The 11,426-nt window shown below is 72.2% G+C and carries 12 protein-coding genes; 5 read left to right on the top strand and 7 right to left on the bottom strand.

What is annotated here, in order from left to right; all coding sequences use genetic code 11:
- Positions 1 to 35 precede the first annotated feature (35 nt).
- Positions 36 to 686 carry a GntR family transcriptional regulator gene (locus ACSLTV_RS00445; protein ID WP_432133603.1) on the top strand — a complete coding sequence of 217 codons (651 nt, stop codon included), beginning with the start codon at positions 36 to 38 and terminating at the stop codon, positions 684 to 686.
- Entirely contained in the window at positions 683 to 1,987 is a 1,305-nt protein-coding gene (locus ACSLTV_RS00440; RefSeq protein ID WP_432133604.1) for an MFS transporter, read from the top strand. Before ACSLTV_RS00445 ends, ACSLTV_RS00440 begins: the two co-directional genes overlap by 4 nt.
- Before the next feature lie 464 nt (positions 1,988 to 2,451).
- Here the strand turns inward: ACSLTV_RS00440 and ACSLTV_RS00435 are convergent, their stop codons facing one another.
- Entirely contained in the window at positions 2,452 to 3,276 is an 825-nt protein-coding gene (locus ACSLTV_RS00435) for a maleylpyruvate isomerase family mycothiol-dependent enzyme (RefSeq protein ID WP_432133605.1), read from the bottom strand.
- 219 nt (positions 3,277 to 3,495) lie between these two features.
- Between ACSLTV_RS00435 and ACSLTV_RS00430 the strand changes: the two genes are divergently transcribed.
- On the top strand, positions 3,496 to 4,293 hold the full coding sequence (locus ACSLTV_RS00430) for a carbon-nitrogen family hydrolase (RefSeq protein ID WP_432133606.1): 798 nt from the start codon (positions 3,496 to 3,498) through the stop codon (positions 4,291 to 4,293).
- A gap of 122 nt (positions 4,294 to 4,415) precedes the next feature.
- On the opposite strand, the gene ACSLTV_RS00425 is transcribed toward ACSLTV_RS00430, so the two are convergent.
- Both ACSLTV_RS00425 and ACSLTV_RS00420 read right to left on the bottom strand, forming a co-directional pair.
- Positions 4,416 to 4,910, bottom strand: a complete 495-nt coding sequence (locus tag ACSLTV_RS00425) for an LURP-one-related/scramblase family protein (protein ID WP_432133607.1) — start codon at positions 4,908 to 4,910, stop codon at positions 4,416 to 4,418.
- Complete coding sequence (locus ACSLTV_RS00420; protein WP_435611420.1) at positions 4,907 to 5,911, bottom strand: helix-turn-helix domain-containing protein; 1,005 nt, start codon at positions 5,909 to 5,911, stop codon at positions 4,907 to 4,909. Before ACSLTV_RS00420 ends, ACSLTV_RS00425 begins: the two co-directional genes overlap by 4 nt.
- Before the next feature lie 52 nt (positions 5,912 to 5,963).
- Here ACSLTV_RS00420 and ACSLTV_RS00415 point away from each other — a divergent pair, with 52 nt between their 5' ends.
- Both ACSLTV_RS00415 and ACSLTV_RS00410 read left to right on the top strand, forming a co-directional pair.
- Positions 5,964 to 6,356 (top strand): cupin domain-containing protein, encoded by a 393-nt coding sequence (locus ACSLTV_RS00415; RefSeq protein WP_435611419.1) that lies wholly within the window; start codon positions 5,964 to 5,966, stop codon positions 6,354 to 6,356.
- Positions 6,357 to 6,540: 184 nt separating this feature from the next.
- Positions 6,541 to 6,681: a hypothetical protein gene (locus ACSLTV_RS00410; protein ID WP_432133610.1), complete on the top strand. Its 141-nt coding sequence runs from the start codon at positions 6,541 to 6,543 to the stop codon at positions 6,679 to 6,681.
- A gap of 178 nt (positions 6,682 to 6,859) precedes the next feature.
- Here ACSLTV_RS00410 and ACSLTV_RS00405 read toward each other — a convergent pair whose 3' ends face one another.
- From ACSLTV_RS00405 to ACSLTV_RS00390, 4 genes are all read right to left on the bottom strand, one after another.
- A complete protein-coding gene (locus tag ACSLTV_RS00405; RefSeq protein WP_432133611.1) occupies positions 6,860 to 7,108 on the bottom strand; it encodes a DUF6458 family protein in 249 nt (82 codons plus the stop codon).
- A gap of 65 nt (positions 7,109 to 7,173) precedes the next feature.
- Positions 7,174 to 8,472: a M18 family aminopeptidase gene (locus tag ACSLTV_RS00400; RefSeq protein WP_432133612.1), complete on the bottom strand. Its 1,299-nt coding sequence runs from the start codon at positions 8,470 to 8,472 to the stop codon at positions 7,174 to 7,176.
- Positions 8,473 to 8,637: 165 nt separating this feature from the next.
- The gene (locus ACSLTV_RS00395) at positions 8,638 to 10,464 is read right to left on the bottom strand and encodes an acyl-CoA dehydrogenase (protein ID WP_432133613.1); all 1,827 of its coding nucleotides are present in this window, start codon (positions 10,462 to 10,464) and stop codon (positions 8,638 to 8,640) included.
- 138 nt (positions 10,465 to 10,602) lie between these two features.
- A complete protein-coding gene (locus tag ACSLTV_RS00390; RefSeq protein ID WP_435611418.1) occupies positions 10,603 to 11,373 on the bottom strand; it encodes an alpha/beta fold hydrolase in 771 nt (256 codons plus the stop codon).
- Positions 11,374 to 11,426 lie beyond the last annotated feature (53 nt).

The raw sequence follows: 11,426 nt of genomic DNA, 5'->3' as shown, positions 1-11,426 counted from the left end.
CTCTCCTGCGTGCGTGTTGTATCTATCCTGTCGCCATGACCATGGCCGTGAAGCAACCTCCCGCAGCCGACCGCGTCTACACCCACGTCAAGCAGGGCGTCCTCGGCCGCCGCTACGAGGGCGGCACCCTCCTCACCGAGGGCGAGCTGGCCGAGGCCGTCGGGGTGTCGCGGACGCCCGTGCGCGAGGCGCTGCTGCGCCTGGAGGCCGAGGGGCTGATCAGGCTCTACCCGAAGAAGGGCGCCCTGGTCCTGCCGGTCTCCGCGCAGGAGATCGCGGATGTCGTCGAGACCCGGCTGCTGGTGGAGGAGCACGCGGCCCGCAAGGCGGTGCCCGCCCCGCCCGGCCTGATCGACCGCCTGGAGGAGCTGCTGGCCCGGCAGAAGCGGGAGGCCGCCGCGGGCGACCTGGCCGCGGCCGCCGTCACCGACCGCTGTTTCCACGCCGAGATCGTCCGCAGCGGCGGCAACGAGATCCTCTCCCGCCTCTACGACCAGCTGCGCGACCGCCAGCTGCGCATGGGTGTCGCGGTCATGCACTCCCACCCCGACCGCGTCGCCAAGACGCTGGGCGAGCACGAGGAGATCCTCGAAGCCCTGCGCGAGGGGGACGCGCAGGGCGCCGTCGACCTCGTCCACCGGCACATCGGCTGGTTCTCCCACCTGGCACGCGGTGAGGTCCGGTGAGCCCCGCTCGCGGTACCACCCTTCCGGGTGACCCTCCGGGCGGCCGACGCGCCGTCGCCGTGTGGTGCATCGGCGTCTCGGTGTACTTCGTCGCGGTCATCTTCCGCACGTCGCTGGGCGTGGCCGGTCTCGACGCCGCCGACCGCTTCCACGTGAACGCCTCCGCCCTGTCGACGTTCTCGATCCTGCAGCTGCTGGTCTACGCGGGCATGCAGATACCCGTCGGCCTCCTGGTGGACCGGCTCGGCACCAAGCGGGTGCTGACCATCGGCGTCGTGCTGTTCACGGCCGGGCAGCTCGGCTTCGCGCTGTCCCCGTCCTACGGCACGGCGCTCGCCTCGCGCGCGCTGCTGGGCTGCGGCGACGCGATGACGTTCATCAGCGTGCTGCGGCTGGGCACCCGCTGGTTCCCGGCCCGGCGCGGGCCGCTGGTGGCGCAGCTGGCCGGCCTGGCGGGCATGGCGGGCAACCTGGTCTCCACCCTCGTCCTGGCCCGGCTGCTGCACGGCGTGGGCTGGACGCAGGCCTTCGCGGGCAGCGCGGGCGCCGGTGTGGTGGTCCTCGTGCTGCTCCTGCTGTTCCTGAAGGACCACCCGGAGGGCTTCGAACCGGAGCCCTCCGCGCACCGGGGCGCCGCCTACGTGCGCCGGCAGATCGCCGCTTCCTGGCGGGAGCCGGGGACCCGGCTCGGCCTGTGGGTGCACTTCACCACGCAGTTCCCGGCCATGGTGTTCCTGCTGCTGTGGGGTCTGCCGTTCCTCGTGGAGGCCCAGGGGCTGACCCGGGCCACGGCCGGTGAGCTGCTCACCCTCGTCGTGCTGTCCAACATGGTGATCGGCCTGGTCTACGGCCAGATCGTCGCCCGGCACCACGGCGCGCGGCTCCCGCTGGCCCTGGGCACGGTCGGCGCGACGGCCCTGCTGTGGGCGGCCACGCTGGCCTACCCGGGGCAGCACGCGCCGATGTGGCTGCTGATCACGCTGTGCGCGGTGCTCGGCGCGTGCGGCCCGGCATCGATGATCGGCTTCGACTTCGCCCGCCCGGCGAACCCGCCGGAGCGTCAGGGCACCGCCTCCGGGATCACCAACATGGGTGGATTCGTGGCGTCGATGACGACGCTGCTCGCGGTCGGCGTGCTGCTGGACGCGACCGGCGACAACTACTCGGCCGCCTTCTCGGCGGTGTTCGTGCTGCAGGCGCTGGGAATCGGCCAGATCCTGCGCCTGCGCGGGCGGGCGGCCCGCCGCGAGCGGGAACGGCTGGTCGCCAGCCGGGTGGAAACCGTGCACGTGCCGGCGTGAGCCGGGGGCCGGGCGCGTGAACCGAGAGCCGGGAGCCGGGAGCCGGGCGCGTGACGCCGGGCGCGACCCGACTGCGCGCACCGGAGTCGGCCCGCCGCGAGCGGCCCACCCGGACCGGCCGGGCACCGGCTTGGTCGGGGCCGCGCCCCGGCGGCCTGGGCAGGGACGCGTGACGGAGCGCGCGGGCCGGCTGATCGCGGTGCGCAGCGGGCGCGCGCGGTCGGGGCGGGCGGCGCGCCCGGCTCCGCTGGGCGCCGCGCTCACCCGGGCGGGCACGGCCCCGTGGCGAGCGGGGCCGCGGGGACGCCCACCGGTTCGGTGCCGACGCTTACCGGCTCGGTCCGCACGTCCGCGGAGGCTCGCACGTCCGCGGAGGCTCGCGCGGGCGCATACCGGTCCGCGCGGGGTGCACACCGGCTCCGGTGGAGTGAGGTGGGGTGAGGCGTCCCGCCTCACCCGTCCCGCTACTTGGTCACCGTGAAGTTGTGCAGGATCGCCGCCGTCAGCTCCGGGTCGCCCTCCGCCTTGATGCGGTCGGCGGCGGACTCCGGGCTCACGCGGCCGCAGGCCAGCCGTACGTACGTCTCCCAGTCGAGGGCGAAGGAGGCGGCCGGCCCGAGGGCGGGGGCGGTCTCCACCGTGCCCCGGCCCTGGATGTCCACGCGCACGGTGCGCAGGAACTCGATCGGTCCGTTCACGTCGAAGACGATCGCCGAGCTGCGCGGCGCGTCGGACTTCTCCGCGACGACGGTGGGCAGTTCGTCGAGGAGCACGTCGCGGGCGATGTGCGCGCCGGGTGAGTCCAGGTTGCCGGGGACGCCGAGAGCGGCGCGCAGATCCTGCTCGTGCACCCAGATGTTGAAGGCGTGCGCGCGCATGGACTCCTCCAGGGTCAGCTCGGTGCCGAGCGGCCCCCGTACCGTCGCGCCGGGTGCGCGCGTCTCGTTCCGCAGCTGCCGGTTGCGGCGGATGATCGTGTACTCCAGCTCGGCCGTCATCTCCGGTGCGGTGTGGTGACGGCGGACGTCGACCTGTATCTCCATGTAGCGCTGGAGGTCGTTGGTGACGTGGTACAGGTCGCGCGGCAGGGAGTGGATGGGGCGCGGGTCGCCGTACATCTCGCAGTCCAGCCCGATGACATGAGACACGATGTCGCGCACCGACCAGCCGGGGCACGGCGTCCGGCGGTTCCAGTCCGCCTCCGCCAGGGGCTGCACCAGCTCGGATATCGCTTCGATGGAGTGGGTCCAGGCGTCGGCGTAGGGCTGGAGGGTGGGATGCAGACTCACGGAACGGGACCCCTCGGCGGTCGGTACACGGGCGGGTGATGGCGGCGTTGCCAGCGGGAGGTGGCTGCACTCGGCGGGTGTCTCGGACCCCCCGGGTTCTCGGCTGCGCTCGAACACGGGGGAGCCCCAAAGTTACGCTGCTGTGAGGCACCCCGGCAGTGCTTTCGTGTGACGATCGTAGGCCGGTACGGACGATTCCCATGCCAGGACGGTGGTAGTGTGCGCGCCTCGCTGATCCAGATCGCTGTAGACGAGGGCGAATCGGTCGCTTCGCGGCGCCTTCGCGTCGCCTCACTGGTCCGCGCGCAGGCGGGCGTCGCCGACCTCGTGGTGCTGCCGGAGCTGTGGACCACGGGGGCCTTCGCCTACGAGGGTTTCGAGCGCGAGGCCGAGCCGCTCGACGGCCCGACGTACGAACTGATGGCCAAGGCGGCGAGCGACGCGGGCGTGTGGCTGCACGCCGGGTCGATCCCCGAGCGCGACCCCGGGGGTTCCCTCTACAACACGTCTCTGGTCCTCTCCCCCTCGGGTGATCTGGCCGCCGCCTACCGCAAGATCCACCGCTTCGGTTTCGATCAGGGTGAGGCGGTGTTGATGGGAGCCGGGCGTGATCTGGTGACGGCCCGTCTGCCCTGGACGACCCTTGGTGTGGCCACGTGCTACGACCTCCGCTTCCCCGAACTCTTCCGCGGTCTCGTCGACGCCGGCGCCGAGACCCTGGTGATTCCGGCGGGCTGGCCGGAGCGCCGCCGGGCGCACTGGACGCTGCTGGCTCAGGCGCGGGCGGTGGAGAACCAGGCGTTCGTGCTCGCCTGTGGAACGGCCGGCACACACGCGGGAGTTCCACAGGCCGGTCACTCGATCGTGGTGGATCCGTGGGGCGAGGTGCTGGCGCAGGCGGGGCCGGACGAAGAGGTCCTCACCGTGGACTTCGACCCGGCGAAGGTCCGGGCCACCCGGGAGCAGTTCCCGGCCCTGAAGGACCGGGTCCTGGGCCTGCAGCCACCACGCCACTGACGTTCCGGTCCCGCACGGCGGTTCGGGGCGGTGGTTCGGGGGCGGCCGGCACGGCGGTTCGGGCGGTGGCTCGTACGGCGGCTGGGGCGGCCCACCGAGGGACCCCCGTCCGGCGCCCCGCCTCAGTCGTCCTCGCGTTCCTTCTCCGCGAGGTGGATCACGCATACCGCCACCGCGATCAGCAGGGCGGGATCCGTGTCGTCGCGGACCACGTCGACGCCGTAGGTGTCGCGGATGTGGAGCCAGCGGCGGGAGATCACGGCGAGCAGTTCCCCGTCGTACTCGACGGCGAACTCGCGGTCGGCGATCTTGCCGCTGACGTCGAGTTCGGTGCCGTCGACCAGGGTCACCCGGTAGTGGTTGCGCAGCAGGGAGAGGCGTTTGCGGCGGATGCGGGCGAGGGGCTCCTCCTCGCGCTCGATGAGCATCGTGTCGCGCAGGGCGAACATCTTCTGGCGGATCTCGATCAGGACCCGCCCACGGGCGTCCTTCAGCTCGAAGGTGTCCCGCAGCCGCATCGCCTTGCCGTCGACGAGGAAGACCTTGTCGCCGCGGTCGTCCTCGATCCAGTAGTCGTCGCCGAAGCCCAGGATCCGGTCGCGTACGAGGAATCTCATGCGGTGACCGGTTCCCCGTCGCCGCCTCCGAAACGCCGCCGGTAGGCCGACGGGCTGAGCCCGGTCTCGCGCCGCACGAGTGTGCGCAGGTTGGCGGCCGTGCCCAGGCCGCTCCTGGCGGCCACCACGTCCAGCCGTTCCTCCCCGCGCTCGATCAGCCGGCAGGCGAGCGCCACCCGTTCGCCGGTCAGCCAGGCGAGCGGCGTGGTTCCCAGCTGGGAGCGGAACCGCCGGTGGAGGGTGGCCGGTGAGACCGCCGCGCGGGCCGCCAGGCCGGCCACCGTGAGCGGCTCGCCCAGCCGCTCCTGCGCCCAGGCGAGCAGGGGCGCGAGCGACTCGTCGCGGATCTCGGGCACCGGCCGTTCCACGAACTGGCGCTGTCCGCCGTCGCGGTGCGCGGCGAAGACGAGGCGGCGGGACACGGCGTTGGCGACCTCGGCGCCGTGGTCCTGCCGGATGACGTGCAGCCCGAGGTCGAGCGCGGCGGCGCTGCCCGCCGCGGTGAGGATGCCGTCGCCCGCGTCGACGAACAGCACGTCCGGTTCGAGCCGCACCTCGGGGTGCAGTGCGCGGAAGGCGTCGGCCCACATCCAGTGCGTGGTGGCCCGGCGCCCGTCCAGCAGCCCGGCCTCGGCGAGGGCGAAGGTGCCCGTGCAGAAGCTCAGCAGGCGTGCCCCGCGCGCGTGGGTGCGGCGGATGGCGTCCAGGACGTCGGTGCCGCGCGGTACGACGTTGTCCGGCCGGCCCGGCACCACGAGGGTGTCGGCGGTGTCCACGGCGTCCAGTCCGGCGGTGCCGGTCATCGTGAAGAAGCCGTGGTTCATGCGCACCGCGCGCGTGGGCGTGCACAGCGCCACTTCGTACAGCGGCCCCGGGGTCCCCAGCTCGGGCCGGGGCAGGCCGAACAGTTCGGTGGCGACGCCGACCTCGAACGGGTTGATGCCCTCGTCGACGATCACGGCGACCCTGTGCGGGCGGTGCTGAGAGGATCCTTGCGGCATATGCGATTCCTAGCACTCGCCGGGCGGTCCGCCAACCCGCAGGATGACCGGCATGAGCCACGAACCCGTCTCCCTGCCCGCCGCCCTGGCCTCCTTCGCCCAGCGCTGGAGCCCTCGCATCGTCACCACCGTCAACGACTACGACGTGCGCGTCGCCAAGGCCGAGGGCGAGCACCTGTGGCACGTCCACGACGACACCGACGAGTTCTTCCTCGTCCTCGACGGCGAGCTGCACATCGCCCTGCGGGAGGCCGCGGGAGAGCGCACGGTCGTCCTCCCGAAGGGTTCCGTCTTCACCGTCCCCCGAGGCACCGAGCACAAGCCGTACGCGCCCGTGCCGACCGAGATCCTGCTCCTCGAACCCACCGGCACCTCCACGGTCGGCGACCGCCACGAAGAGGTCCCGGCGCACGTGGACGCGACGACGGGCCATGCGCTGACCTGACTGGCGGCGCCGGACGGCACCTCAAGCTGCTCGCGTCGGGCCCGGGCGGTTGCTGCCGGCCCGAGCGGCTCCCGGCGGGCGAGGGCTGCCTCTGTCGGGCGAGGGCGCGGACACCGCGCTCTCCCGCGCTTCCGCACGCCGCGGCCGGCCCCAGTGGCGCCCGGGGGGCCCGCCCGTGTCGGTGATGGCCGCGTCCCGCGACGACGGCCCCGCCGCCGCCTACCCCGCCTGCCCTGTGCAGCAGCAGGGCCGGGGCGTACCGGTCGGCGTCACCGAGGGCGGCGCGGACCGGCTGTCACCGGTGCCGGCGGGCACGGACGGCTGAGCCGACCCGGCCCGCCGACGGGTCCGCTGTGGAATCCGGCCAAGGGGTCCACCGCAGGCCCGGCCGCCCCGACGGGTCCGCCGTGGTCCCGCCGCTGTAGCCCCGCCGACAGGTCCGCCGCCGCAGGTACGGCCCACGGGTCGCCGCAGGTCCGCAGGACGGTGTAGCCGACGGTCGGTCACAGCCCGTACCCGTCGCGGTATCCGTCGTGGTGGTGGTGCGGTTCCTCGGTCACGACCGGGGTCGTCGGCGGCATCACCACCCGCCTGCGCCGGTAGATGCTGCTGAACGTCGCGGTGCCGATCAGGCCGACGATCATCAGAATGACGCCGACCAGCTGGAGGTTGACCGCCTCCACGTGCCAGTCGGTCGCGAAGGTGAGGATGGCTCCTCCGGCGATGAGGATGATGCATCCGCCGAGGCCCATGGGTGTTCGCCTCCCTGTCCGGTCCGGTGGTTCCGGTCGCGGACGGGTACCCCGGGCCGCGCGAACTACCCCTGCAGGAAGGCCATGAGCGCGTTGGCCAGCAGGAACGGGTCGTCCGCGCCGCAGAGTTCGCGGGCGCTGTGCATGGAGAGGATGGCGACGCCGATGTCGACGGTGCGGATGCCGTGGCGGGCGGCGGTGATGGGCCCGATGGTGGTGCCGCAGGGCATCGCGTTGTTGGAGACGAAGGACTGGAAGGGCACCCCGGCCTTCTCGCACGCGGCGGCGAACACCGCGCGGCCCGAACCGTCGGTGGCGTAGCGGTTGTTGACGTTGACCTTGAGGATCGGCCCGCCGTTGACGCGCGGGTGGTGCGTCGGGTCGTGCCGTTCCGCGTAGTTGGGGTGGACGGCGTGGCCGGTGTCCGACGACAGGCAGACGGTGCCCGCGAAGGCGCGTGCCCGGTCTTCGAAGGAGCCGCCGCGCGCGAACACCGAGCGCTCCAGGACCGTGCCGAGCAGCGGGCCGTCGGCACCGGTGTCCGACTGGGATCCGTTCTCCTCGTGGTCGAAGGCGGCGAGCACCGGGATGAACGGCAGGTCGCCGTCGGCGCCGGCCACGGCGGCCAGGGCGGCGGTGGCGGAGTGCACGGACAGCAGGTTGTCCATGCGCGGCCCGGCCAGCAGTTCCCGGTCGCGGCCCAGGTAGGCGGGCGGTTCCACGGAGTGGGTCATCAGGTCCCAGCCGGCGACCTCGCCGGCCGGCAGCCCGGCCTCCTGCTCCAGGAAGGCGATCAGGTCTCCGTCGCGCACGCTGTCGCCGAGTCCCCACACCGGCTGCAGGTGCCGCTGCTTGTCGAGCTTGAGACCCTCCGCGGACACCGAACGGTCCAGGTGGATGGCGAGTTGGGGGACGCGCAGCAGGGGGCGGTCGACGTTGACCAGCCGGGTCGAGCCGTCGCGCAGGGTCAGCCGGCCGGCCAGGCCCAGGTCGCGGTCGAGCCAGGAGTTCAGCAGGGGCCCGCCGTAGATCTCCACGGCGATCTGGCGCCAGCCGTGCGCTCCGGTGTCGGGCAGCGGCTTGACGCGCAGGTTCGGGGAGTCGGTGTGGGCGCCGACGATGCGGAACGGCGTGTGGGGGGCGGCGCCTTCGGGGACGTACCAGGCCACGATCGCGCCCCCGCGGAGCACGTACCGGCCGCCGCTCGTCCCGTCCCAGGCGTCGGTCTCGGCGACCTGCCGGAAGCCGGCCTTCTCCAGCCGTTCGGCCGCGGTGGCCACGGCGTGGTACGGCGACGGGCCGGCCGCCAGGAAGGACATCAGGTCGTCTGTGTGGCCGCGGTCGAATCGGGAGGGTGCGCTCATGGGTTCACCTTAACGACGGGCGGGTTCACCGCGCCGACGCCCGAAGGCCACCGACGCCTGTCTCCGGCGCTCACCGGGGCAGGCCGGGGCAGGCCGGGGCTCGTGCGCGGCGAGGGCCCGCTCCCCTCATCAGGAGCGGGCCCTCGGCGAGCGGGCACGGGCCGACTAGAACGCGGCCTCGTCCAGCTCCATGAGGTCCAGCTCGACGCCCTGCGCGACCTTGCGGGCCAGCGTGACGCCGGGCAGCACGCTGCCCGCGAAGAACTTGGCCGCGGCGATCTTGCCGGTGTAGAAGGCCTTGTCCTTGCCGGACGCCGTCTCCAGCTTCTCGGCGGCGATGGCGGCACCCTTGAGCAGCAGGTAGCCGACGATCACGTCACCGGAGGCCATCAGCAGGCGGGTGGTGTTCAGGCCCACCTTGTAGATGTTCTTGACGTCCTGCTCGGTGGCCGCGAGGTCGGTGAGCATCAGACCGACGATGGCCTCCAGCTCGACGGCCGCCTTGGCGAGGTGCTCGCGGGCGCCGGCCAGCTCCTCGCCGCCGGTGCCGAGGGCGAGGAACTTCTTGATGTCCTCGGCCAGCGAGTTCAGCGCCGCGCCCTGGTTGCGGACGATCTTCCGGAAGAAGAAGTCCTGGCCCTGGATGGCGGTGGTGCCCTCGTAGAGGGTGTCGATCTTGGAGTCCCGGATGTACTGCTCGATCGGGTACTCCTGCAGGAAGCCGGAGCCGCCGAAGGTCTGCAGCGACTGGGCGAGCTGCTCGTAGCCCTTCTCGGAGCCGTAGCCCTTGACGATCGGCAGGAGCAGGTCGTTCAGGGCGTGCTCGGACTTGGCGTCCTCGCCGGCGGCCTCCTTGAGCGCGATCGCGTCCTGGACGGAGGCGGTGTAGAGGACGAGGGCGCGCATGCCCTCCGCGTACGCCTTCTGCGTCATCAGCGAGCGGCGCACGTCGGGGTGGTGGGTGATGGTGACCTTGGGCGCGGTCTTGTCCATGAAGTTCGCCAGGTCGGGGCCCTGGACGCGCTCCTTGGCGTACTCCAGGGCGTTGAGGTAGCCCGTGGAGAGGGTGGAGATCGCCTTCGTGCCGACCATCATGCGGGCGAACTCGATGATGCGGAACATCTGGCGGATGCCGTCGTGCCTGTCGCCGATCAGCCAGCCCTTGGCGGGGTTCTGGTCGCCGAAGGTCATCTCGCAGGTGTTGGAGGCCTTCAGCCCCATCTTGTGCTCGACGTTGGTGGCGTAGACGCCGTTGCGCTCGCCCAGCTCGCCGGTCTCGAAGTCGAAGAGGTACTTCGGGACCATGAAGAGGGACAGGCCCTTGGTGCCGGGGCCGGCGCCCTCGGGGCGGGCCAGCACGTAGTGGAGGATGTTCTCCGACATGTCGTGCTCACCGGAGGTGATGAACCGCTTCACGCCCTCGATGTGCCAGGAGCCGTCCTCCTGCTGGACCGCCTTGGTGCGGCCGGCGCCGACGTCCGAGCCGGCGTCCGGCTCGGTGAGGACCATGGTGGAGCCCCACTGCTTGTCGACGGCGATCTTGGCGATCTTCTTCTGGACGTCGTTGCCCTCGTCGAAGAGGATGCCGGCGAAGGCCGGGCCGGAGGAGTACATCCACACGGCCGGGTTGGCGCCCAGGATCAGCTCCGCGTACGCCCAGATCAGCGACGGGGGAGCGGTGGTGCCGCCGATCTCCTCGGGCAGGCCCAGGCGCCAGTACTCGGAGTCCATGAAGGCCTGGTAGCTCTTCTTGAAGGACGCCGGGACGGGCGCGGTGTTGGTCTCGGGGTCGAAGACCGGCGGGTTGCGGTCGGCGTCGACGAAGGACTCGGCCAGCTCGTTCTCCGAGAGGCGGGTCAGCTCCTCCAGGATGCTCTTGGCGGTCTCCGTGTCCATCTCCTCGAACGGGCCGCTGCCGTACAGCTTGTCGCGGCCGAGTACTTCGAAGAGGTTGAACTCGATGTCGCGGAGATTCGACTTGTAGTGCCCCATGGCGACGGCTCCCGGCTCCGTAGAGAGATCGGCGAGGCACTGGATCCTCGCGCTAGTTCACGTACCAACAAGTAGCTCCGATGATGCTACCCGTCGGTAATAAGTCGCAACCCCTACTCGGCCAAGTGTGAGGAGGGTCTATTCGGCGCCGGGCCGAGCAACCCGAGCCGTCGTCGAGAACTCGCTGATCAGTGCCCCCCATTCGGCGGGGCACTCGACGAAGGGCAGGTGCCCGCCGGGCACCTCCACCAGCCGCGCGCCCGGGATGCCCGCCGCCACCGCCCGGTGCAGCCGTGGCGGTACCAGGCCGTCGTCCACCGGGGAGACCACCAGCGCCGGTACGTCGATGCGGTCCAGGTCGGCCCGTACGTCCGCGCGGATCACCAGGTCCACGTGGTCGGCGGCGCCCTCCGGGGCCGTCGCCCCCGTCTCCTTCGCGGCGGCCTCCAGCTCGTGCGGGGTCATCGCGTCCAGCGCGGCCGGGCTCAGGCAGCGCGCCAGCAGGAACCGGCCGAGGGTGTCCGGGTCGCCGGTGCCGCACAGTGCCTGCCACACGCGCGCGTTCAGCCGCAGTTCCGCGTCGGCGTGGGCGAAGGGGGCGGTCAGTACCAGGGCGGTCACCCGGTCCGGGTGGCGGGTGGCCAGCCGGACCGCCACCGGTGCGCCCAGTGAGTACCCCGACACCGCGAACCGGTCCAGCCCCGCCGCGTCGGCGGCGGCCACGAGTCCGTCGGCCAGCGCGTCCAGTTCGAGCGGGCGGTCGCTGCGCGGCGTTCCGCCGGTGCCCGGGTAGTCGGCGCCGACGACCGTGCGGTCGGCCGTCAGCGTGTCCATCACCGGCCCGTAGTTGGCCGCCACGGACCCTCCCGCGCCGTGGGCCAGCACCAGGCCGCCGTTCGCGTCGGACATGCGCAACCTCCCGAGATATCTGTATCGATCGCTCGATAAAAACTACCCGCTTT

The sequence above is a fragment of the Streptomyces sp. bgisy159 genome (assembly GCF_965341775.1).
Lineage (GTDB): Bacteria > Actinomycetota > Actinomycetes > Streptomycetales > Streptomycetaceae > Streptomyces.
This window is presented reverse-complemented; position numbering and strand designations above follow the sequence as displayed.